Origin of the sequence: Streptomyces kaniharaensis (assembly GCF_009569385.1) — a bacterium.
Taxonomy (GTDB): domain Bacteria; phylum Actinomycetota; class Actinomycetes; order Streptomycetales; family Streptomycetaceae; genus Kitasatospora; species Kitasatospora kaniharaensis.
On sequence record NZ_WBOF01000001.1, the window covers coordinates 136,193 to 159,317 of the forward strand.

Here is a 23,125-nt window from a genome sequence, read left to right on the forward strand (position 1 = left end):
GGCGCGGCACCGGATTATTCTGTGAATAACCGAAGTTGACGGTTGATTTATCTGACCTGACGTCATCCCCTGTTACTCGGCGATGGGCCGGGAGAGGTCGTCCTCGGCGATCACCCGGTAGACGGCGTTCAGGGTCGGCGGGCCGACCAGGTGCTTGATCCGCTCGTAGCGGCGCTCCTCGATCGGGGCGAGCCGCTCCGCCCAGGCCTCGACGTCCGCGGGCTCGTGGTCGCCCTCGATGAGCGCGATGGTGATGATCTCCCGCGCGTCCTCCAACCCGACCGCGGTGATCACCCGGGTGCGCGGGTCGTCCGGCAGGGCCTCGTCCGGGAGCCAGCCCCGACGGAACTCCCCGTACTCCACACCGTCGTTGAGCTTGCGAACCATGACACCGACGAGCTGCATGACGTCCTCCAGAGGGGTTTTCTTGCAGTGCAAGAACGCTACGTCCGCTATTGTTTTCTTGCACCGCAAGAGATGTCAAGGCCGCCACCCGGGCCCGCCCGGGCCGGCCGGCCCACGGGAGTCGGAGGAACAGCGGATGTCGAGCAGACGCGCACGCCCCAGAACGGGTCTGACCCGCGAGAAGGTCATCGACGCGGCACTCGCCTTCGTCGACGAGCACGGCCTCGCCGCGCTCTCCAACCGCAAGCTGGGCGCGGCCCTCGGCGTCGAGGGCATGACGCTCTACTACTACGTGCCCAGCAAGGCCTCACTGCTCGACGGCATGGTGGAGCGCCTGCTGGAACTGTCGGCCGGCGACCTGTTTTCCGAACCCGACGGCCGATGGACCGACGTGGTCAGCGAGTTCGCCGCCGCGCTACGCCGGATGCTGCTCGACCACCCGGCCATGCTCACCGTGCTGGCCACCCGCCCGGCCGCCACCCCCGCCGCCCTCGCACTCCTGGAGCGGGGCATCACCGTGCTGCGCGAGGACGGCGTCCCGCTCGGCGACGCGCTCGACGTGCTCAACGCCGTCGTCTCCTTCACCCTCGGCCACACCCTGGCCGAGGTCGGCGAAACCCCGGACCACGAAGGCACCGAGCCCGACCCGAACCAGTTCTCGGCCCTGGACCGGGACACCTACCCCCAACTCGCCCAGGCCTTCGCCACCGGCACCGGCCTCGACGCCGAAGCCCGCTTCCACCGCACCCTGCGCATCCTCCTCGCCGGCTTCGCCGCCGAGATCGACAGCACTGCGGCCCAACACGACTGACGCACAATCGGCAGAACCGAGAGCGGCGTTGTGAAGCACACTGCACGACCTGCCGGCGAAGGTCCGCCGGGGTCCAACCGCCGACCTGCGCGAGGAACGCGGTCCACGAGATCGAGGTGGTGGCCTTCTAACCTCGATCTTTCGTGACGGTCCGTCGGTTCATCCGGCGGGCCGTTTCGGCTTTCTGGCGGTGGCGAGGATGCCTGTGGCCCGGCTGTCGCGTCGGGTGGGCGCCGGGTTCCACGTCTCCGGGGAGGGTCAGTTGCTGGCTGGGATAGGGCATCGACGCTGGTCAGCCCGGGTTCGGCAGGGCTTGTAGCCGTTCGAAGGCGCTGGTGATCACATCGGTCCAGGGCCAGTGTCGAGCGAGGCGGAGCACGCGGCGGCGGCTGGTGGTGACGAGTTGGGCGGCGGCGGAGAACAGCCGTAGCCGCAGGCGTTTGGGTTCCCACCGGCGGGCGGGCCCAGTGAGGGCGAGCATGGGCATCCAGGCGAGCAGGTCGAGCGCGAGCTGGATGATCTCGAGCCAGACCTGGTTCTGCGCGGCCGCTTGGAGGGGGAGGTTGCGCAGGCCGGTGTCGCGGGCGGCGCGGATGCGGTCCTCGGCGCGGGCGCGCTGGCGGTGCCGCAGCTCCAGGTGGGCGATCGGGACGTGGGCGGTGTTGGTGGCGAAGCAGGTCAGCCGCATTCCGTCGGCGTCGGTGAAGCGCAACTGGGCTCCGGGGTGCGGCCGTTCCTTGCGGACGATCAGCCGCATGCCCTTCGGCCAGCCAGTGAGGACGTCCCCGGCGAGTTCGGCCACCCAGGCGCCGTCCCGGATCTCGCCGTCCGGCCCGATCGCGGGCGTCCAGGCCGAGGCCGGCACGAGCAGGACGGTCTGGTGGATGGCGTCGGTGATGGTCATCCCCACCGAGTAGGAAAGCCACCTTCCGCGTGCAGTGATCCAGTTGAGGAACTTGTGGGTGCCGCCGCCGGAGTCGGCGCGGATCAGGGTGTGGCGTCCACGCCGGTACTTCTTCGGCAGCTGGCCCAGGGCCATTCGGGCGGCCTCGATGTGGTCGGCGGCGGTGTTGCTGCCCGCGTTCCCGCGCCTGAGCAGGCCGGCGACAGGTTCCCCGGACCCGTCTCGGCCGTGGTCGACGAACGCGAACAGCGGGTGATGGCCGAACGTCTTCTTCCAGGTCTTGGCGGCGTGCTCCTTCTCGGAATGCGCCATGACCAGCACGCCGTCGATGTCCACGATCACCTCGCCGCCCGCGTCCGGGGCCGCCTCGCGGGCCAACCGCCAGACCCGCTCGCGGACTTCGGCCCGAGCACGGCGGATTGCCGTCAGTGCCTTGGGTCCAGCCGCCGCCAGGGTGTCGACCAGGCGGGAAACAGTCGGATCCGATGCCACCGGCCCGAACACGGCGGGCTCGGCCCGCAGCATCGCGACGTCCGCCAGGCAGTCCCCGCCCAATGCCACTGTCAGCGCGAGATCCAACAGGATCTTGCCGGGGTCATGAACCGCCCTGGGCTTGCGCCACGGCGCGAGCGCCGCAGACAGCGCATCAGCCAGCCCTGTTCTTCGGGTCGTTTCCACCAGCAGCACCCCGCCGGCCTGCGAGACAATCCCGCCACCGCCACCCGACACCCGCACACGCGGATACGACCCGATACGCTTACTCACCTGGGAAGTGCCTCCGGCTGGTGCGGGAACAAGGGCCTAGACAATCCTTATTCTCGCAGGTCAGAGGCACTTTCTGCTTTGCTGATCACCTGCCGGACAGCCCACTTCGTGAAAGCGCGAGGCTAACAGGTGAGCGGCCCGCGCAGGGCCGCCGCCACCAGGCCCTCGATCTCGTCCGTGTGAACCTCGCCGCCGCCCACCAGCCGGTCGAAGACCAGCCCGTCGATGCAGGCGAGGAGCGTCGTGGTCCGCCCGTCCGGGTCGGCCACGCCCTGCTCGGCGAGGAAGGCCCGGACAACGGCGCGGCCCGCGTTCTCGCGCGGGACGAGGATCTCCCGCAGCTCGGGATCGCGCACGCTCTCCACCGCGCACGCGTAGCGCGCGAGCGAACGGCGGCGTCCCTCTCCCGCGAGCCGCCGTCGCATCAACACGCCAATGCCCTCGGCCAGTTCCTCGGCCGAGCGGGGCACCGGCGTCTGCTCCCCCATGGTCTGCAACTCGCCCTGGTCCAGTTCGACCAGCCGCCGCACCAGAGCCGTGAGCAGCGCCTGCCGGGTGCGCAGATATGCAGACGTGGTCCCGACCGGCAGCCCGGCCGCGGCGTCCACCGCCCGGTGGGTGAGCCCGCGCACGCCCGCGTCGGCGAGCACGCCGATCGCCGCGTCCGCGAGCACCGTCCGCCGATCCGGCCGTCCCGGCTCGCGCCCCTCGCCCTGCCTCTGCTCCTGATCTCGCCGCATCCCTCCTTTCTACCGGGCTCCGGGGCCGCCGCGCCGCCATCCCTGCGCACGCTCGCCCTGACGGGCCGTCCACCCGGCCCAACTCCAGTCCGGCGTAAGCCCGTAGTACGCTCCTTCTACAGATGTAGAAAGCAAGCGGCGACAGGGAAAGGACCGAGCATGAGCGGCAACAGCGCGGTGGTGGTCGGGGGCGGAATCGGCGGGCTGGCCGCCGCGATCGGGCTCCGACTGGCGGGATGGGACGTGACCGTGGTCGAGCGGGTCGCGGTCCTGGACGACGCGGGCGCAGGCATCTCACTGCACGCCAACGGGATGCGCGCGCTCGCCACGCTCGGCGTCGGCGACGCGGTGGAGGCGGCCGCGCGGCGCCAGTACACCGGCGGCACCCGCACCCCGGACGGACGCCGGCTGGCCGTGATGGACGGCGCGGCGCTGGAGCGCGAGCTGGGCTCGCCGATCGTCGGCATCCCACGGGCCGACCTGCACCGGATCCTGCGCGAGGCGCTGCCGGCCGAGTCGCTGGTGATCGGCGCGGAGGTCACCGACGTGGCCACGTCCTCGCCCTCCCGTGTGCGGGTGACGTACGGCGACACCGCGCTCGACGCCGACCTGGTGGTGGCGGCCGACGGCATCAACAGCAGGCTGCGCCGCCGCCTGTTCCCGAGCCACCCCGGCCCGGTCTACAGCGGTTCGACGGTGCTGCGGGCGATCACCGAGCGGCCGGCCGACGGGCTGACCGCCGACTTCGAGCTGACCTGGGGCCACGGCGCCGAGTTCGGCCACATCGCCTTCCCGGACGGCCGGGCCGAGTGGCACGCGGTCCTCAACGCCCCGGCCGGGGTGCGCTACCGGGACCCACTGTCCGAGGTCCGCCGCCGGTTCGCCGGCTGGCACGAGCCGATCCCTGCCCTGCTGGCCGCGACCCGCCCGGAGGCCGTCCTGCACCACGACGTCAACGAGCTGGTCACTCCGCTGCCCTCCTACACCGCCGGCCGGATCGCGCTGCTCGGCGACGCGGCGCACGCCATGGTGCCGCACCTCGGGCAGGGCGCCTGCCAGGCGCTGGAGGACGCGGTGACACTCGCCGCCGCCGTGGCCGGGGAGCGGACCGTCAAGGCGGCGCTCACCCGCTACGACGCGGCGCGCCGTCCGCGCAGCCAGACGGTGGCGCGGGACGCCCGCCGCGCCGGACGGATGGGTCAGCAGCTCACCAACCCGCTCGCGGTGGGCCTGCGCAACGCGGCGATCCGGCTCACCCCGCCCGGGGCGATGGTTCGGACGGTGCTGAAGCACGCGGACTGGACCCCGCCCCGGATCGCCCGGCATGCCGCGTAGGCACACCGCATCTCAGCGGCTTGACCGGACAACTGATTAGGCGCCATATTATGCCCATGACGCAGCATCGCGACGCCGGCAGCGGCGCCCCCACCCTCGACCAGGCGCGACGCCAGATCGCCCGGTACGGCCTCACGGCCGACCCGCAGGCGATCCTGGTGGCGGCCCGACTGATGGCGGCGGGCGCTCGGCTCGGCCAGGCCGGGGAGGTGCACTTCGCCCGCTTCGGGCTCTCCACCGGCCGCTACCGACTGCTGGCCGATCTGGAGGACCACGGCGGCGAGAAGTCGCCCTCCCGGCTCGCGGCGAGCCTCGGCGTCTCGCGGGCGACGGTGACCGGCCTGGTCGACGGGCTCGAACGGGAGGGCCTGGTGGCCCGCCGCCCGTCCACCGAGGACGGCCGGGGCAACGTGGTGATCCTCACCGCGCGCGGCGCCCAGCGGCTGCGCGACCTGGCGCCCGAGCACTACGCCCGGATGCAGGCGATGGTCGGCGGGCTCTCCGTCGAGGAGCGCGCCACCTTCCTCGATCTCCTCGCCAGGGTGGTCCAGGGCATCGACGCGCTGACCAGCGACTGACCACGGCGGGCGGCCCGCACCGGCGCCCGCCGTTTTTCACACCCGACTAGTTAGGCACCTAAGCACTAATAGTTAGGTACCTAATCATCAGAGAGGGAAGGCACCATGAGCAAGAAGGCACCCGGCGCACCCCCGCCCTTCGTCCTGTGGCGCGAGGTTCTCGCCGCCTACGCCATGCCTGCCGTGACGGCCGGCATCGGCGGCCTCGCGACCCGCCAACCGCAGCTGGCGATCGCCGCCGTCACGACCATCGCCGGCACCTCGGCCTTGGTCGCGGCCCTGCTCGGCGCCCGACTGCGCCACCGCCCCGCCCACGCCTGGACGGCCCGGGCACCGCGCGCCCTGTCGGCGATGGTCATCGCGCTCGGCGCCGCCACCGCAGCCCTGGCCGTCGGCCTCGCTGGCGCGCACTGGCTGACACGCGTCCCGGCGCTGGCCGGCAGCACCTGGCCCGGCCGCCTCCCCGTCGACCTGCCGGTCTCCTCGGCGATCGCCGCTGCCCTGATCACCTGGCGCTGGCGGGCCAGCCGCCCGCCCCGGCACCCGCAGCACCGAATCACCTCCCGGCCCGAAAGGCAGACCTCGTGATCGTCATCATGGGCGGCGGTGGCGCCACCGGCGGCGCCACCCTGCGCAGCCTCGCCGCGCTCGGCGTACCGACCCGCGCCCTCAGTCGCAACCCCGCCCGCCTCGCCGCCGGGCTCGACGCGCGGACCCTGGCGCTGACCGAGACCGTCCCCGCCGACGCGGCCGACCCCGACTCGCTGCGTGCCGCGTTCCGGGGCGCCCATCAGCTCTTCCTCACCATGGCCAACGGCCCGCGCCAGGTGGAGCACGAGCTGCGCGCCATCGACCTGGCCGTGGAGAGCGGCGTGGAGCACATCGTCAAGATCTCCGCCCCGGCGGCCGAGCCGCTCTCCCCCGTCGCCGTCTCGCGCGGCCACCACCGCATCGAGGAACACCTGCGCGCCTCCGCCGTCACCGCCACCGTGCTGCGCCCGTACGCGTTCATGCAGAAGCTGTTGCTCCTCGCGCCCGGCATCGCCGCGGCCGGAGTGCTGCACAGCGCGATGGGGCAGGCGCGCTGCAACTACATCGACGTCCGGGACATCGGCGACGTCGCGGCCGAGATCCTCACCCGCCCGGAGCTGGCCGGGGGCGCGTACCCGCTCACCGGCGGACGGGCCTACAGCTACCCGGAGCTCACCGGACTGCTGGGCGAACTGCTCGGCCGTCCGGTCCGCTACGTCGACCTCTCTCCCGACCAGTTGCACGCACACCTGGTCGAGCGGGCCGGGATGCCGGACTGGCTGGCGAGCCACGTGGTGGAGATCCAGCGCCTCGCGACGGCCCGCCGGGAGGCGCCGGACGACACCGCCACCCGCCTGACCGGACGCACTCCGCGCACCCTGGAGGCCTTCCTGCACGAGCACTTGCACCTCTTCCGCTGACGCCTCCGACGGCGTGGCGGGCCCGGACAACGGCCGAAACACCACTGATGCGGGCCGAAAACCCGGGTCCGCCACCCGAAGGGAGCAACATCCGGTGTGGCAAGGCTCACGACGGAAAACCCGGCCTGACGATCCGTCAAGTTGACTGATGCATCGTCACATTCACGTCATGAATGCTCAGTTAGTGAGTGATGAGACGTCAGATTAGGCCAGTTCCGGCCGAGTTGAGTGGAGTGTCGGGCAGTACGGGCTCCGTCACGCGGGGCTACCATCGGTCGGGTTGTCCGCTCCGGCCCCGGAGTGGGGTCACCCGGTCAGGCGAGTGCTCCCACCGCCCCGAAGGGCCGGGCATCGGTCGGAACGGGGCCAGGACGAGGAGCGCACACACTGCCATGACAGCTGAACCGAGCCGGCCCGAGCAGAACATCACGCCGCCGTGCGCCCTGCCCGGGCAATTCCTGCTGGCGGGCCGCCCGGCCGCCGCCCCGCGCACCCTGGTCGACGTGCTGGACGCCACCGTGCGCGCCCACCCCCACGAGCCGGCCCTGGACGACGGGCGCACGGTGCTCACCTACCGCGCGCTCGCCGCCGAGGTCGAGCAGCTGCGCCGCCGGCTCGCCGCCTCCGGGATCGGCCGCGGCGACCGGGTGGGCGTACGCGTCCCCTCCGGTACCAACGACCTGTACGTGTCGATCCTCGCCGTGCTCGCCGCCGGGGCCGCCTACGTCCCGGTGGACGCCGAGGACCCGGACGAGCGGGCCCGGCTGGTGTTCGAGGAGGCCGCCGTCGCCGCCGTGCTCGGCGCCGGGCGCGCACTGACACCCGTCACCGAGCGCAAGCCCGCCCTCGGGCGCCGGCCCTCCCCCGCCGACGACGCCTGGATCATCTTCACCTCGGGTTCGACCGGCCGCCCCAAGGGCGTCGCCGTAACCCACCGCAACGCCGCCGCCTTCGTCGACGCCGAGGCCGCGCTCTTCCTCCGGGACGAGCCGATCGGCCCGGGCGACCGCGTGATGGCCGGGCTGTCCGTCGCCTTCGACGCCTCCTGCGAGGAGATGTGGCTGGCCTGGCGCCACGGCGCGTGCCTGGTGCCCGTCCCCCGCTCCCAGGTGCGCAGCGGCGCCGACCTCGGCCCGTGGCTGGCCGACCAGGAGATCACCGTGGTCTCCACCGTGCCCACCCTGGCCGCGCTCTGGCCGGCCGAGGCGCTCAACGAGGTCCGGCTGCTGATCTTCGGCGGCGAGGCGTGCCCGCCCGAGCTGGCGCAGCGGCTGGTCACCGAGGGCCGCGAGGTCTGGAACACCTACGGGCCCACCGAGGCCACCGTGGTCGCCTGCGCCGCCCTGCTGACCGGCGACGGACCCGTGCGGATCGGCCTGCCGCTGGACGGTTGGGACCTCGCCGTGGTCGACGAGGCCGGTGAGCCGGTCGCCCCCGGTGGTACCGGCCAGCTGGTGATCGGCGGTGTCGGCCTGGCCCGCTACCTCGATCCGGAGAAGGACGCCGAGAAGTACGCGCCGCTGCCGGCGCTCGGCTGGGACCGCGCCTACCGCAGCGGGGACCTGGTCCAGGCCGACCCGGACGGCCTGCTGTTCCTCGGCCGCGCGGACGAGCAGATCAAGCTCGGCGGGCGCCGGATCGAGCTCGGCGAGGTCGACGCGGCGCTCCAGGCCCTACCCGGCGTGGCGGGCGCGGCCGCGGCCGTCCGCACCGCGCGCGGCGGCAACCAACTGCTGGTCGGCTACCTGGTCGTCCAGGACGGCTTCGACCGCGAGGCGGCCGTAGAGCGGCTGCGCGCCGAGCTGCCGGCCGCCCTCGTCCCGCTGCTCGCGCCGGTCGACACCCTGCCCACCCGCACCTCCGGCAAGGTCGACCGCAACGCCCTGCCCTGGCCGCTGCCCGAGGTGGAGACCGCCGGACCGGCCGAGCAGCTGTACGGCACCGAGGCCTGGCTGGCCGAGCAGTGGTCCGAGATCCTCGGGGTGACGGTCACCGGCCCGCGCGACGACTTCTTCGCCATCGGCGGCGGCAGCCTGGCCGCCGCCCGGCTCACCACGCTGCTGCGCACCCGATACCCGAGCGTGGCCGTCCTGGACATCTACCAGCAGCCGACGCTGCGCAAGCTCGCCCGCCACCTGGAGCGCACCGCCGCCGAACGGAGCGAGGCCCGGACGGTCACCCTGGTGCCGACCAGGGCCAAGCTGCTCCAGCTGCTCCTGCTGATCCCACTGTTCACCGTGGTCGGCCTGCGCTGGACGGTCGCCCTGCTGGCCGCCGGCAACGTGCTCGGCCACCTCGGCGACTACCCGTGGGCGCCCACGGCCTCCTGGTGGGCGGTCGGCGCGGGCGCGCTCGCGCTGTACACCCCGGCGGGCCGACTCGCGATCGCGGCCGGCGGCGCCCGACTGCTGCTGCGCGGCCTGCGCCCAGGCAGCTACCCGCGCGGCGGCGCCACCCATCTGCGGCTCTGGGCCGCCGAACGGCTCGCCGAGGCGAGCGGCGCGACCTCGCTGTCCGGCGCCTGGATGGTGCGCTACGCCCGGGCGCTGGGCGCGAAGGTCGCGCCCGAGGTGGACCTGCACTCGATGCCTCCGGTCACCGGGATGCTCAGGCTGGGCCGGGGCTGCGCGGTCGAGGCCGAGGTGGACCTGTGCGGCTACTGGCTGGACGGCGACCGGCTGGAGGTCGGCCAGGTCAGGGTCGGCTCCGGCGCCGTGGTCGGCACCCGGTCGACGCTGCTGCCCGGCGCCAGGGTCGGCAAACGCGCCCAGGTGGTGGCCGGTTCCAGCGTCACCGGGCAGGTCCCGACCGGCCAGCGCTGGGGCGGTGCGCCCGCCGTCAAGCTGGGCAGGGCGGAGCGGAGCTGGCCAAAGGACCGCCCGCCGCGCCGGGCCCGCTGGGCCGCACTCTACGGCGCCAGCGGCGCCGCGGTCAGCCTGCAGCCCGTCCTGCCCGCGCTCGGCGCCGTCCTGGTGCTCTCCCACTTCGTCCGCCCCGGCGACGGCCTCGGCGCGGCCCTCGGCGGGGCGCTGCTCGGCCTGCTGCCCGCCACGCTGGCGTACGGCCTGCTCTACGCGGCGAAGCTGGTCGCGGCGGTACGGCTGCTGAGCATCGGCCTGGTGCCCGGGGTGCACCCGGTGCACGGCCGGGTCGGCTGGCAGGCGTGGACGGTCACCCAGCTGATGGACCAGGCGCGCGAGGTGCTGTTCCCGCTGTACGCGGGCCTGGTCACGCCGCTGTGGCTGCGGGCGCTCGGGATGCGGGTCGGCCGGGGCGCCGAGGTGTCCACGGTGCTGGCACTGCCCAGCCTGACCACGGTCGGCGACGGCGCGTTCCTGGCCGACGACACCCTGATCGCGCCGTACGAACTGGGCGGCGGCTGGGTGCGGCTCGGCGAGGCGAAGGTCGGCGAGCGGGCCTTCCTCGGCAACTCGGGGATGACAGCGCCCGGGCGGGCCGTCCCCAAGCACGGTCTGGTGGGGGTGCTGTCGGCGACGCCGGAGAAGGCCAAGAAGGGCAGCTCCTACCTTGGCATGCCGCCGGTGCGGCTGCCGCGCGCGGCGGACGAGGCCGATCAGAGCGTCACCTACGAACCCCCGGCCCGACTGCTGTGGGCGCGCGGGATCGTCGAGCTGGGCCGGCTGCTGCCGGTGCTGGCCTCGGGGGCGCTCGGGATGCTGACCGTCGCGGTGCTGTCCTGCCTGGCCGTCTCCTGGTCGGCGGGCGCGGCCGCATTGCTGTCGGGCCCGGTGCTGCTGGCGGCCGGCGCGGTGGCCTGCCTGGTCGCGGTGGCGGCGAAGTGGCTGCTGGTCGGACGGTTCCGGGCGGTGGAGCACCCGCTGTGGAGCGGCTTCGTGTGGCGCAACGAGCTCGCCGACACCTTCGTCGAGGTGCTGGCCGTGCCGTGGCTGGTCGGCGCGGTGCCGGGCACACCGGTGCTGAACCTGTGGCTGCGCTCGCTCGGCGCCCGGATCGGGCGCGGCGTCTGGTGCGAGAGCTACTGGCTGCCGGAAGCCGACCTGGTCACGCTCGGGGACGGCGTCAGCATCAACCGGGGCTGCGTGGTGCAGACCCACCTCTTCCACGACCGGATCATGCGGATGGATACTGTGACCCTCCGCGAGGGCGCCACCCTGGGCCCGGGCGGGATCGTGCTGCCCGGCAGCACGGTGGGCGCGCGCAGCACGCTGGGCCCGGCCTCGCTGGTGATGCGCGCCGAGTCCGTCCCCGCGGACACGCGGTGGCTGGGCAACCCCATCGAGGCGTGGCAGACCACGTCATGACCACCCGTCCCGGCCCGCAGGAAGCGCTCGACCCCGTGAAGCCCAAGCACGTCCCGGCGGCCGCCGGCACCCCGGACCCGTACTTCCCGCAGAGCGGCGACCACCGCTTCCGGGTGCACCGCTACGAGCTCGCGCTGGACTACCGGCCCGGGCCCAACCGGCTCGGCGGCTCGGCCCGGCTGAGCGCGGTCGCGAACACCGCGCTCGCCGAGTTCGCGCTCGACCTGGCCGACTTCCGGATCGGGCGGGTGCTGGTGGACGGCAGGACCGCCCGCTACACCCACCGGGGCGGCAAGCTGCGGATCCGTCCGGCCAAGGCGCTGGCCGCGGGCGCGGCGTTCACGGCCGAGGTGCACTACACCGGCAACCCGCGGCCGGTGCGCAGCCCGTGGGGCGGCCTGGGCTGGGAGGAGCTGACCGAGGGCGCGCTGGTGGCCAGCCAGCCGGTCGGCGCGCCGTCCTGGTTCCCGTGCAACGACCGGCCGGCGGACAAGGCGACGTACCAGATAGCCGTGACCACGCCCTCGCCGTTCACCGTGGTCGCGAGCGGGCGGCTGCTCACCCGGACGACCCGGGCGTCCAGCACCACCTGGGTGTACGAGCAGAGCGCGCCGACCTCTCCCTACCTGGTGACGGTGTCGATCGGCCCGTACCGGCCGGTGCCGCTGACCGAGCGTCCGGCCGTCCCGCAGACCGGCTACGTCCCCGAGCGGCTGACGGCCTCCTTCGCCGCGGACTTCGGGCGGCAGCCGGAGATGATGACGTACTTCACCGAGGTGTTCGGGCCGTACCCGTTCGGCGAGTACGCGGTGGTCGTGGCGGACGAGGAGCTGGACGTCCCGGTGGAGGCGCAGGGCGTCGCCACGTTCGGCACCAACCACCTCGGCGGCGGGTGGGAGCGGGAGCGGCTGATCGCGCACGAGCTCGCCCACCAGTGGTTCGGCAACAGTGTCACCATCGCGAACTGGCAGCACATCTGGCTGAACGAGGGCTTCGCCAAGTACGCGGAGTGGCTGTGGTCCGAGCACGCCGGCGGCCCCGCCGCGGCCACCCACGCCGCCGCCGCGCACGCCCTGCTGGCCAGGCTCCCGCAGGACCTGTGCCTGGCCGACCCGGGCCGGAAGCTGATGTTCGACGACCGGCTCTACCAGCGCGGCGGCCTCGCCGTGCACGCGCTGCGGTGTGCCCTCGGCGACGACGCGTTCTTCCAACTGCTGAAGGACTGGACGAGCATCCACCGGCACGGCGTCGTGGCCACCGCCGACCTGGTCGGGCACGCCTCCCACTACTCCGGGACCTCTCTCGTCCCGCTCTTCGACGCCTGGCTGCACCGGCCCGAGCTCCCGCCGCTGCCGGGCTGAGCCGTTGATCGGCGGGCCCGCGGCCTGGGCTACTGTCCGTCCATGGACTCAGATGATCAGATGACCGGCCGGTCCGACGACCTGCTGCCCACCACCCGGCGCGCGCTCCTGCACCGGGTCGCGGTGGCCCAGGCCGAGGGCCGAACGCCCTCCCTGGTCGCCGGGGTGGTCCGGGACGGACGGCTGGTCTGGACCGGGGCCCGCAGCATGATCGACGGACACGCGCCGACCCCCGACGTGCAGTACCGGATCGGCTCGCTCACCAAGACCTTCGTCGCCGTACTCGTCCTGCGGCTGCGCGACGAGGGCCTCCTCGACCTCGCCGACCCGCTCGCCCGCCACCTGCCCCGCACCCCGGCCGACGGCGCGACCGTCGCCCAGCTGCTCGCCCACTCCGCCGGACTCGCCGCCGAGACGCCCGCGCCCTGGTGGGAGCGCACCGACGGCACCCTGCGGCCCGCCCTCGACGACCTGCTGGAGCCCGAGGCCGCCCTCAAGCACCCGGCCGGGCGCCGCCACCACTACTCCAACCCCGGCTACGCCCTGCTCGGCGCGCTGGTGGAGAAGCTGCGCGGCGAACCCTGGGGCGAGGTGCTGCGGCGCGAGGTGCTGGCCCCGCTCGGCATGGACCGCACCACTCTGCTCCCCGAGCACCCGTACGCCGGCGGCTTCGCCGTCCACCCCTGGGCCGACGTCATGCTGCCGGAGCCGCTCACCGACACCGGCCTGATGGGACCGGCCGGCCAACTCTGGTCCACCGCCGCCGATCTGGCCCGCTGGGCCGCCTTCCTCGCCGGCGGCGACGAGAAGGTCCTCGCCGCCGCCACGCTCGCCGAGATGCGCCGCCCCGCCGTCGGCCCGGACAACGCGGACTGGACCGCCGCCTACGGCCTCGGCCTGCAACTGCTGCGCCACGAATGCCGGGTGCTGTACGGGCACGCCGGCTCGATGCCGGGCTTCACGGCCGGGCTCTGGGTCAGCGAGCAGGACGGGCTGGCGGCGCTCGCCCTGTCCAACGCCACTAGCGGCGCCAACACCCCGCTACTGGCAGCCCAGTTGATCGCACTCACCGCCGAGCACGAGCCGCGGCTGCCCGAGCCCTGGCGCCCACTGCCCGACGTGGACGAGGAACTGCTGGCCCTCACCGGCCCCTGGTACTGGGGCGCGGCACCGCACGCCCTGCGGCTGACCGCCGACCGCGGCCTGGAGCTCGGCCCGCTCGCCGACGGCGGCCGCCGTTCCCGCTTCCGCGCCGAGCCGGACGGCACCTGGACCGGGCTCGACAACTACTACGCGGGCGAGACGCTGCGGGTGGTCCACGCCGCCGACGGATCGGTCAGCCACCTGGACCTCGGCTCCTTCGTCCTGACCCGCGAACCGTACGGCCCGGCCGCGGCCGTCCCGGGCGGCGTCGACCCGCAGGGGTGGCGCGCGGGCTGACGCCCCGCCTGTCCACTCCGTCGAGACGAACGACCGACGACCCGCAGCCGCCCGGCAGACGTCCGCCGGGCCGCAGGTGGTCCCATTCAGCAGCTGCACATCTGCCCTCCCCCGAACGGCAACGTGAATGCCAGCCGGCTCGGAGAGACATACGGAGACCGGTTCGCGTCCGTCCCCAGCGGGTGCGAACCGGGCCGGTGCCACGACGATCCGCGGCGCCGACGCCCGTGCTGCCCTGGAGGGTCCACCATGACCACCGTCCCCACCTACACTCCGACCGCAGTCGCCCCCACCCACGACTCCCCGGCGGTGCCCGCCCCGCGCCAGGACCGGCAGCCGGCGGCCGCCTACACCGTCTCCCTCGCCCGCGACGAGGACGACGTCCGCGCCGCCCAGTTGCTGCGCCACCAGGTGTTCGCGGAGGAGCTCGGCGCCGTCCTGCACAGCCCGGTCGCCGGCCTGGACGTCGACCCCTTCGACGACCACTGCGACCACCTGCTGGTCCGCGAGGGCGAGCACGGCGCCGTCGTCGGCACCTACCGGCTGCTGCGGCCCGAGGCCGCCCGCCGCGCCGGACGGCTCTACTCCGACGGCGAGTTCGACCTCTCCGCGCTCGCCCCGGTCCGGCCCGGCCTGGTCGAGCTCGGCCGCTCCTGCATCCGCGCCGACCACCGCGGCAACGGCGCCGTCATCAACCTGATGTGGGGCGGCATCGCCCGCTACCTCGCCGACACCGGGAACACCTGGGTGGGCGGCTGCTGCTCGATCCCGCTGGACGACGGCGGTGCCACCGCGGCCCGGGTCTGGGACACCGTCAGCGCCAAGTACCTCGCCCCCGGCGAGTACCGGGTCACCCCGCACCACCGCTGGGACGCCACCGGCGTGCCGCGCGCGGAGCGGGGCGCGCTGCCCGCCCTGCTGCGCGGCTACCTGCGGCTCGGCGCCTGGGTCTGCGGCGAGCCCGCCCACGACCCGGACTTCGGCTGCGCCGACCTCTACGTGCTGCTGTCGCTGGAGCGCACCGACCCCCGCTACCTGCGGCACTTCCTCTCCGGAGTGCCCGCCCAGCCGCTCGGCGCGACGTCGCTCGGCGCAACGTCACTCGGCATATCGTCGCCCGGCGCGACGTCATGAGTGTCTGGCTGCCGACCGCGCCCTGCCGCCCCGAGACGTGCCTGGCCGAGTCCGCGCCGGAGGTGTCGCACCCCCGGCGGGCGCTGCGGCTGACGGCCTGCCTCGCGGCGGTGGTGGCGGGCGTCCTGCTCAGCCTGCCCGTCCGGTTCCTCCCGCAGGACGCCCGGGACCGGATGATCCGGCTCTGGGCCCGCACTCTGCTGCGCACGCTCGGGGTCACCGTCCACCTCGACAAGCCCGGTGACGCCGTCGGCGGCGGGATGCTCGTGGCGGCCAACCACGTCTCCTGGCTGGACATCCCGCTGATCGCGGCCGGGCGGCCGGGGCGCTCGCTGGCCAAGACCGAGGTCCGGCGGTGGCCGGTGCTCGGGCCGCTGGTCGCCTGGGGCGGCACGGTCTTCCTCGACCGCGACCGGCTGCGCACCCTGCCGGACACGGTCGAGGCGGTCGCCCGGGTGCTGCGCTCGGGCCATCCGGTGATCGTCTTCCCGGAGGGGTCGACCTGGTGCGGGCGGGAGAGCGGCCGGTTCCGGCCGGCGCTGTTCCAGGCCGCGGTGGACACGGGCGCCTTCGTCCAGCCGGTGACGATCCGTTACCGGCTGGCGGACGGGCGGCCGACCAGCGCGCCCGCCTTCGTCGGCGAGGACGGACTGCTCACCTCGCTCGCCCGGGTGGTCGCGGTGCGCGGGCTGGTCGCCGAGGTGACGTTCCTGCCGCCGGTTCCGGCCCCCGCATCGCAGCCCACCCGGTGGGGGGCGCGGCGGGAGCTGGCCCGCGCGGCGCAGGCGGCGGTCCAGGGAATCCGGTGAGGTTCGTCAGGCCGCGCTCCCGCCGCTACTGCGCGTGCGCCTCGACGCGTGGCTCCGGCTGCGGCCGGTCGTCGTCGGCGGCCGGGGCGGCCGGGCGGGTCCGGCTCAGCAGCAGGGCGACCAGGACGGCGGTGGCGGCGAGCGCGGCCGAGCCGCAGCGCAGCGCGAGGTGGACGCCGTCGACGAAGGCACCGTCCACCGCGGCCTGGACCGGGCCGGGCAACGCGGCGGCCCCGGCGCCGTGTCCCGCCGCGGTGGGCGCGTCCGCGATCGGGCCGACGGCACCCGCCGGCACGCCGAGCCGGTGCAGGGAGGCGGTCAGGACATCGGTCATCCGGTTCGTCAGGATCGCGCCGAGCACGGCGATGCCGAGGACACCGCCGAGTTCGCGGAGCGTGTTGATGGTCGCCGAGGCCATCCCGGTCTGGACCGGGGGGACCCGCTGGAGCACCGCGATCGAGACCGGTGTGAACGTCATCCCCATACCGAGGCCCATCGTGAACAGCGTCCACAGGTAGTCGAGGTAGCGGGCGTCCTCACCGTGGAACGAGAGCCCGCCGAGGCCCACCGCGCAGAGCGCGACGCCGAGCACCAACGGCACCCGGGGCCCGTACCGGCTGGTGAGGCGGCTGGAGAGCGGGGCGGCGAAGACGATCATCGCGGTCATCGGCAGGCCCGCGTAGCCGGCGTCGGAGGGGGCCCAGCCGAGCACGCCCTGCATCAGCAGCGGCAGGAAGAACAGCGCGCCGAACATCCCGAAGCTGACCATGAAGCCGCTGAGCAGCGCGCCGCACAGTGCCCCGTCGCGGAACAGCCGCAGCTCCAGCATCGGCTCGGCGAGGCGCAGTTCGAGCACGAGGAAGGCGGCCAGCAGGGCGGCCGCGGCGGCGCCGCAGGCCAGCACGCGGGTGTCGGTCCAGCCGCGGGACGGGCCCTCGATCAGCGCGTAGACGAGCGAACCGAGGCCGGCGGCGGACAGTGCGAGGCCGCCGAGGTCGATCCGCCGGGGGCACGGCCCGATGTCGGGGAGCACGCGCGTGGCGAGCAGCAGTCCGGCCGCTCCGATCGGGACGTTGATCCAGAACACGCTGGCCCAACCGAGGTGTTCGACCATCGGCCCGCCGACCACCGGGCCGACGGACAGGCCCAGGGCGGAGACGCCGGACCAGAGGCCGATGGCCCTGGCCCGCTCGCGCTCGTCGGCGAACACGTGCCGCAGGATGGCGAGGCTGCCCGGGGTGAGCAGCGCGGCGCCGACGCCCTGGAGCATCCGGGCGGCGACCAGCACGCCGATCGAGCCGGCGAGCGCGGCGACGGCGGAGCCGGCCGTGAACAGCACGAGACCGAGGCGGAACACCCGGGTGCGGCCGTACCGGTCGCCGAGTGCGCCGCCGGTGAGGACGAGGGCGGCGTAGACGAGGCTGTAGCCCTCGGCGACCCACTGGAGGCCGCTGATGCCGGCGTCCAGGTCCTGCCCGATGCGGGGCAGGGCGTTGTTGACGATGACGTTGTCCAGCATGGACATGAACATGGTGACGCAGAGCGTCAAGAGCGCGAGCCGCTTGCGCCGGGCGCTCGATTCCCCCATCGAAATCCCCTTCAGTCTCGTTTCGCCCCTAACGGCGTTAGGTGGCGTAATGGCACGCACAGAGTGCCCCTAACGGTGTTAGATTGCAAGCGGGATATCGTGAAGCCGAGCAGAAGCGCAGGCCATAAGAACAAGCCAGCAGCGCAGGCCAGGCGCACAGCAGGAGTACAGGAGGCGTCCGCACACCCATGCCGGAGAACGACAAGCCGGAAGGCGACAAGCGGGAGAGCGACGGGCTGCGGAGCGACGGCGCAAGGAGCGACAAGCCGGCGAGCGGCGCCACGACGCAGCCGCTGACCAGGGAGGCGCTGGCCCAGGCCGCGCTGAAGGTCCTGGAGCGGGACGGCCTCGCGGGGCTGTCCATGCGCAGGGTCGCCGCCGAGGTCGGCGTCAAGGCCGCGTCGCTGTACTGGCACGTCCGCAACAAGCAGGAACTGATCGACCTGCTCAACGACGCGATCATGGCCGAGGCCGAACCGCCGCCCCGCGAGGGCGGCTGGCGCGAGCAGTTCCACGCGTACTGCTGGCGCTACCGGCGGCTGCTCCTCGACAATCGCGACGCCGCCAAGGTCGTCGCCGGGCGGCTCGTCACCGGCCCCAACCTGCTCGGACTGCTGGAGGACCAGCTCGACCGGCTCCGGGAGGCCGGCTTCTCCGACGCGGACGCCGCCATGGCGTCCTACCTGCTCGCCGCCTTCGTCCAGGGGTTCGTGCTCCAGGAACAGGCCCCGATCTCGGCCGCCGAGGCGCTCGGCACCAGCCGCCGGGAGATCGTGACGGCCGCCGGCAACCGCTTCCGCGCCCTGCCCACCGACACCTTCCCCAACCTGGTCGAACTGGCCGACGACCTCACCGAGCCCGACATGGACGCCCGCTTCGAGTTCTGCGTCCAACGCGTCCTCGACGGCCTCGCGGCCCTGCTGCCGCAGCAAGAACAGTCAACGGAGTCCACTGCCGTCTCGTCTGACGAGTCCTCCACAGCCGACCGCACCCGTTAGTCGTCTCCGAGATCGTGATCTGCGGCGTCACCATGACCCGGCCCGAGGAGACCGACTGGCTCTACCGCGGCGCTCACTACTTCTCGCACCACGCCTTCCTGGAGGATGGTCAACTCCTGTGCGACGCCCACCGGCTGGCCGGAATCCCGGGCGTGCTGATCCACGGACGGCTGGACCTCGGCGGACCGCTCACCACCGCATGGGAACTGACACGGGTCTGACAGGACGCCGAGCTCACGGTCATCGACGAGTCCAGCCAAACCGGGAGCTCCAGGATGACGGAGGCGGTCTTCGCGGCCATCGAGCGGTTCGCCTGATCCGTTCGCCCGTCCGGGCCGGTCCACGGACGGCTTTTACGATACGACGCATGATCGCCTATGCCCCAGCCGCCCTGTTCTTCCTGTTATTCGGAATCGGGGCACTGCGCGACCCCCGCCGGCTCAGCAACGCCGTCCTGCTTGGCATGGCCGTCTCCTTCCTCTCGCTGGCACTGCTCCTCGAACTGCGGCACGCTCCCACCCTGGTGGCGGAGTTGACGGCAGTCGCGATCATCCTGCTGCCGGCCCTCGGCACGGTGGCTCTGGTCTGGTTCCTGATAGCCAACGGCATGACCATGATCCGCAAGGAGGGCAGGCGACCCGCCAACCTCCTCTCGCTGCTCGCCGGTCTGGGCATCCTCACCGTCATCGGCCTGCTGGTCGTCGCGATGGCCACCGGCTCGCGGCGGTTGGGCATCCTGGCGGGCACCGCCGTGCTGGTGGTCGGCTACGTCTCCGTCCTGTTCGTCTGCTTCGTCGGCTACGCGTTCCTCTACGGCCGCCACCGGCCGCGCCGGGACGTGGACTTCGTCGTCGTCCTCGGCTCCGGTCTGATCGGCGGCGACCGGGTGCCGCCGCTGCTGGCCAGCCGCCTCAACCGGGGCCGCGAGGTGTCCGATCAGCAGGCCGCACGGGGCAACCCGCCGGTGCTGATCACCTCGGGCGGGCAGGGCCCGGACGAAAAATTGCCGAAGTCGCACGCCATGGCCGACTACCTGGTCGAACGCGGCTTCCCTGCCGAGCACATCGAGCGCGAGGACCGCTCGCGCACAACCGAGTAGAACCTGCTCCTCAGCAAGGCGATCATGCGCCGAGGCCACGCCGGGGCCACACCGGGTCGCGGCATGAGTCTCACGAGCGAAGCCCCTCGAACAGGTCGGTCTCGACCGCGTCGTTCTGCGGCATGACACCGACGCCGGGCACCAGGCACCGGGCGAGGTGGTAGTCCTCGGTCGGCCACACCTCGCGTTCGATGTCCCGAGGGTGGGCCATGAACGCGACGCCGGGCTCCACCTGGGTCGCGTGCGCGAGCATCGCGGCGTCCCGTACCGCGAACTGCTCGGCGCACGCTATCCGGGTGGTGGTGGCGAGAGCGGGTGGCGTGTCCGGCCACTCGGCGAGCAGCTCGCCCATGGCAGAGGGCACCCCCCGCTCCGTCATCGCGTCGTGCAGGGCCTGGAACCAGGCCCGGGAGAGCGCCAGGTGGTAGTAGAGCTTCGCCGCCTGCCAGGGCTCCCCCGCCTCGGGGTGGCGCTCCGGGTCGGCGGCGGCCTCGAAGGCCTCGACCGCGACCCGGTGGGTCATCACATGGTCGGGGTGCGGGTACCCGCCGGTCTCGTCGTACGTCACCACGACGTGCGGGCGGAACTCGCGGATCAGGGCGACCAGCGGGGCCGCGGCCACCTCCACCTCCTGCGCCGCGAAGCAGCCGTCGGGCAGCGGCTCGCCGGGGCCCGGCATGCCGGAGTCGGTGAAGCCCAGGAACTGCTGGCGCACGCCGAGGATCTCGCGGGCCGCGGCCATCTCCTTCCGCCGGATCCGGGGGAGATCGGCCCACACCTCGGGGCGGTCCATCGCCGGGTTGAGCACGGAGCCGCGCTCCCCGCCGGTGCAGGTGGCGACCAGGACTTCCACCCCCTCGGCCGCGTACCGGGCGAGCGTGGCCGCGCCCTTGCTGGATTCGTCGTCGGGGTGGGCGTGGACGGTGAGCAGGCGAAGACCGCCGGCGTGCTTGGTGAACATGAATCCTCCGTGAGTGATGATCAACCGATGTTGTGGGTGAGGGGATGGTGCCAATGGGTGCTGTCGGACCGTCAGGCCGGCTTGCGGGTACGCGGGTAGAGCAGGGCCGGCGCTATCGCGAGGACGGACAGGGCCAGCACCCACCAGAAGGTGTCGCCGAAGGCGGCGGCCGGGTGCTCCGGGTGGCCGGTCCGAGCCCGCTGGAGGACCAGCGTCAGCACGGCGGTGCCGAGCGCCCCGCCGAGCCGGTTGAGCACGTTGACCGCACCGGCGGCGGCCGGCACCTGGGATTTCTCGACGCTTGAGTACACCGCCGCCATACCGGGGATGACGATGATCCCCATGCCCGCCCCGCGCAGCGTCAGCGAGGCGGCCAGCAGCCAGTCCGCCGGGCCGTCGCCCGCGCCGAGCCGGGTGAAGGCAAGCGTGCCGGCCAGCGAGCAGGCGATGCCGAGCAGGATGAGCGGACGGGGTGCGAAGCGGTCCGCGATCCGGCCGGCCAACAGCGAGGTGACCGCCGTGCCGAGCGCCTGCGGCGCCAGCAGCAGCCCGGCCTCCACTGCTCCGGCGTGCTGGACCTGCTGGTAGTACAGCGGCACCAGGAACATCGAGCTGTACAGGGCCGCCCCCTGCAGGAAGGAGTTCGCCGTCGCGACCGAGAACCCGCGGTGGGCGAACAGCCGCAGGTCGATCAGCGGCGCGCGGGCCCCGACGCGGGCCGACGTCAGCGTGTGCCACCCGTACACCAGCAGGAGGAGCGCCCCCGCCGCGGTCGCCACCAGGCCCTCCCAGCCACCGTCGGCGATCGTGGAGAGCCCGTAGACCAGCGCCACCAGGCCCGGCGAGAGCAGTACGAGCCCGGTCGCGTCCAGCCGGGGGCGCGGCTGCGCGGGCCCACCGTCCGCCGGGACCCACCTGACGGCCAGCAGCACCGTGAGCACCCCGACCGGGACGTTCAGCAGGAACATCCAGCGCCAGCTCAGATGCTCCAGCACCACTCCGCCGAGGATCGGCCCGAGAACCGGCGCCAGGCTGATCGGGAGCAGCAGAGTGCCCATCACCCGCCCGATCCGGGACGGCCCCGCTGCCTGCACCATGATCGCCTGCCCGAGCGGCTGGATCAGCCCACCACCGATCCCCTGGAGAACCCGGAAGGCGACCAGGCTGCCCGTCGACCAGGAGAGCCCGCACAGCGCCGAGCCGAGAACGAACAGGACGACCGAGGCTAGCCACGCCCGCGGGGCGCCGAACCGCCCGGCGGCCCAGCCGGACAGCGGCATGACCAGCGATATCGCCAGCAGGTACCCGGTGGACACCCACTGCACCGCCGCCATCGAGCCGTGCAGGTCGCGGGCCACGGGGTCGATTCCGACGTTGACGATCGTGGTGTCCAGCAGGGCGAGTACCGGGCCCAGTGCGAGCACCGCCCCCGTCTTCATCAGGCGCGGCGGCAGCGGCTCCCGCCAGCCAGCCGGTGCATGACGAGACTTCACGCCCTTACGTACGGCCAGTTCCCTGCCGGCCGTAGAGACCGTTGCGGTCATGGCCCCCTCCCGAGTTCGTCCGTCCGGCGGCCTCTCCGACCGCCCGAGGAGAACTTAGGTCCAACCCAGTAATTAGGTCAAGCCTAATTTCTGTGCTCGACCCAGCGAGCTGCGCTAGGCTCCTCCCATGACCGAGACCACCCCGAACCTGCGCGAGCTCAACAAGCGCCGCACCCGCGAGGCCATCTCGCATGCCGCGACCAGGCTGTTCATCGACCGGGGCTTCGAGCGGACCACCATCGCCGAGGTCGCCACCGCCGCCGGCGTCGCCAAGATGACCGTCACCAACCACTTCCCGCGCAAGGAGGACCTCTTCCTCGACCTGCACGAGGAGATCGTCGCCCGGTTCGCGCGAGCGGTCGCCGAGCGCGCCCCGGGCGAGTCCGCCCTGGCCGCGCTGCGCCGCGCCTGCCTGGCCGAGATCGACCGGCACGATCCGGCGCTCGGCTTCTCCGGCGAGGCGTTCGCGCGCACGATCACCGAGAGCCCCGCCCTGACCGCCCGGCTGCGAGAGCTGCACGAGCAGAGCGAGACGGCGCTCGCGGCAGCCCTGGCCGAGGCCGTCCACGCGATACCCGGCGACTTCGAGAGCCGGGTGGCCGCCGGGTTGCTCGCCTCCGTCCCCCGAGCGGTGTCCGCCGAGGTGTTCCGCCGCACCGTCGCCGGCGAGGACCACGACGCCATTGCCGCGGCGGTACGCCCGTCGGCCGTCCGCGCCTTCGACCGGCTGGAGGGAGCACTCGGCGACTTCGCCGTCCGACCCAGGGACTGAAGGCCGCCGGCCCGAAAGCTGCCGGCCCTACGCCGCCAACCTGAGAGCCGCCGACCGGAGAGCATGTGCCCGCCTCAAGCCGCCCAGCGGCCCGACACCCTGACGCCCCCGAGCACTTGACGAAAGGTTGACCTGCCCACGGCAGAA

19 protein-coding genes and 1 pseudogene are annotated in these 23,125 nt (G+C 73.3%); 14 read left to right on the forward strand and 6 right to left on the reverse strand.

Going from position 1 to position 23,125, the window contains the following annotated elements; genetic code table 11:
• Window positions 1–72: 72 nt before the first annotated feature.
• Window positions 73–405, reverse strand: coding sequence for a hypothetical protein (locus tag F7Q99_RS00580; protein WP_153459576.1), 333 nt, complete (start codon window positions 403–405; stop codon window positions 73–75).
• A 136-nt stretch (window positions 406–541) separates the two neighbouring features.
• Here F7Q99_RS00580 and F7Q99_RS00585 point away from each other — a divergent pair, with 136 nt between their 5' ends.
• The gene (locus F7Q99_RS00585; protein WP_153459577.1) at window positions 542–1,216 is read left to right on the forward strand and encodes a TetR/AcrR family transcriptional regulator C-terminal domain-containing protein; all 675 of its coding nucleotides are present in this window, start codon (window positions 542–544) and stop codon (window positions 1,214–1,216) included.
• Window positions 1,217–1,508: 292 nt separating this feature from the next.
• Here F7Q99_RS00585 and F7Q99_RS00590 read toward each other — a convergent pair whose 3' ends face one another.
• Window positions 1,509–2,885, reverse strand: coding sequence for an IS1380 family transposase (locus tag F7Q99_RS00590; protein ID WP_326846080.1), 1,377 nt, complete (start codon window positions 2,883–2,885; stop codon window positions 1,509–1,511).
• A gap of 122 nt (window positions 2,886–3,007) precedes the next feature.
• Window positions 3,008–3,625, reverse strand: a complete 618-nt coding sequence (locus tag F7Q99_RS00595) for a TetR/AcrR family transcriptional regulator (RefSeq protein ID WP_153459578.1) — start codon at window positions 3,623–3,625, stop codon at window positions 3,008–3,010.
• 159 nt (window positions 3,626–3,784) lie between these two features.
• Between F7Q99_RS00595 and F7Q99_RS00600 the strand changes: the two genes are divergently transcribed.
• From F7Q99_RS00600 to F7Q99_RS00640, 9 genes are all read left to right on the forward strand, one after another.
• Window positions 3,785–4,960, forward strand: a complete 1,176-nt coding sequence (locus tag F7Q99_RS00600) for an FAD-dependent monooxygenase (RefSeq protein ID WP_153459579.1) — start codon at window positions 3,785–3,787, stop codon at window positions 4,958–4,960.
• Between the two features lie 56 nt (window positions 4,961–5,016).
• Window positions 5,017–5,538, forward strand: a complete 522-nt coding sequence (locus tag F7Q99_RS00605) for a MarR family winged helix-turn-helix transcriptional regulator (RefSeq protein ID WP_153459580.1) — start codon at window positions 5,017–5,019, stop codon at window positions 5,536–5,538.
• 105 nt (window positions 5,539–5,643) lie between these two features.
• Complete coding sequence (locus F7Q99_RS00610) at window positions 5,644–6,126, forward strand: hypothetical protein (RefSeq protein ID WP_153459581.1); 483 nt, start codon at window positions 5,644–5,646, stop codon at window positions 6,124–6,126.
• Window positions 6,123–6,989, forward strand: coding sequence for an NmrA family NAD(P)-binding protein (locus F7Q99_RS00615; RefSeq protein ID WP_326846105.1), 867 nt, complete (start codon window positions 6,123–6,125; stop codon window positions 6,987–6,989). Before F7Q99_RS00610 ends, F7Q99_RS00615 begins: the two co-directional genes overlap by 4 nt.
• A 392-nt stretch (window positions 6,990–7,381) precedes the next feature.
• A complete protein-coding gene (locus F7Q99_RS00620) occupies window positions 7,382–11,272 on the forward strand; it encodes a Pls/PosA family non-ribosomal peptide synthetase (protein WP_153459582.1) in 3,891 nt (1,296 codons plus the stop codon).
• A complete protein-coding gene (locus F7Q99_RS00625; RefSeq protein WP_153465648.1) occupies window positions 11,269–12,633 on the forward strand; it encodes a M1 family metallopeptidase in 1,365 nt (454 codons plus the stop codon). Before F7Q99_RS00620 ends, F7Q99_RS00625 begins: the two co-directional genes overlap by 4 nt.
• 42 nt (window positions 12,634–12,675) lie before the next feature.
• Window positions 12,676–14,073 (forward strand): serine hydrolase domain-containing protein, encoded by a 1,398-nt coding sequence (locus tag F7Q99_RS00630; protein WP_407697724.1) that lies wholly within the window; start codon window positions 12,676–12,678, stop codon window positions 14,071–14,073.
• A gap of 249 nt (window positions 14,074–14,322) precedes the next feature.
• Entirely contained in the window at window positions 14,323–15,207 is an 885-nt protein-coding gene (locus F7Q99_RS00635) for a GNAT family N-acetyltransferase (protein WP_153459583.1), read from the forward strand.
• Window positions 15,204–16,016 carry a lysophospholipid acyltransferase family protein gene (locus F7Q99_RS00640; protein ID WP_153459584.1) on the forward strand — a complete coding sequence of 271 codons (813 nt, stop codon included), beginning with the start codon at window positions 15,204–15,206 and terminating at the stop codon, window positions 16,014–16,016. Before F7Q99_RS00635 ends, F7Q99_RS00640 begins: the two co-directional genes overlap by 4 nt.
• 25 nt (window positions 16,017–16,041) lie before the next feature.
• Here the strand turns inward: F7Q99_RS00640 and F7Q99_RS00645 are convergent, their stop codons facing one another.
• The gene (locus F7Q99_RS00645; RefSeq protein WP_153459585.1) at window positions 16,042–17,604 is read right to left on the reverse strand and encodes an MFS transporter; all 1,563 of its coding nucleotides are present in this window, start codon (window positions 17,602–17,604) and stop codon (window positions 16,042–16,044) included.
• Between the two features lie 188 nt (window positions 17,605–17,792).
• Between F7Q99_RS00645 and F7Q99_RS40745 the strand changes: the two genes are divergently transcribed.
• From F7Q99_RS40745 to F7Q99_RS00660, 3 genes and pseudogenes are all read left to right on the forward strand, one after another.
• Window positions 17,793–18,602: a TetR/AcrR family transcriptional regulator gene (locus F7Q99_RS40745; RefSeq protein ID WP_153459586.1), complete on the forward strand. Its 810-nt coding sequence runs from the start codon at window positions 17,793–17,795 to the stop codon at window positions 18,600–18,602.
• Window positions 18,581–18,919 (forward strand): annotated as a pseudogene (locus F7Q99_RS40750) (hypothetical protein); the annotation flags it as partial. The gene F7Q99_RS40745 and the pseudogene F7Q99_RS40750, both read left to right, overlap by 22 nt.
• Before the next feature lie 50 nt (window positions 18,920–18,969).
• Window positions 18,970–19,701: a YdcF family protein gene (locus tag F7Q99_RS00660; protein ID WP_153459587.1), complete on the forward strand. Its 732-nt coding sequence runs from the start codon at window positions 18,970–18,972 to the stop codon at window positions 19,699–19,701.
• Window positions 19,702–19,771: 70 nt separating this feature from the next.
• Here the strand turns inward: F7Q99_RS00660 and mca are convergent, their stop codons facing one another.
• Window positions 19,772–20,662, reverse strand: a complete 891-nt coding sequence (gene mca, locus F7Q99_RS00665; protein WP_153459588.1) for a mycothiol conjugate amidase Mca — start codon at window positions 20,660–20,662, stop codon at window positions 19,772–19,774.
• Between the two features lie 71 nt (window positions 20,663–20,733).
• Window positions 20,734–22,155, reverse strand: a complete 1,422-nt coding sequence (locus F7Q99_RS00670; protein ID WP_326846106.1) for an MDR family MFS transporter — start codon at window positions 22,153–22,155, stop codon at window positions 20,734–20,736.
• 178 nt (window positions 22,156–22,333) lie between these two features.
• On the opposite strand from F7Q99_RS00670, the gene F7Q99_RS00675 reads away from it, so the two are divergent.
• Window positions 22,334–22,978 (forward strand): TetR/AcrR family transcriptional regulator, encoded by a 645-nt coding sequence (locus F7Q99_RS00675; protein WP_153459589.1) that lies wholly within the window; start codon window positions 22,334–22,336, stop codon window positions 22,976–22,978.
• The last annotated feature ends 147 nt before the right edge of the window (window positions 22,979–23,125 follow it).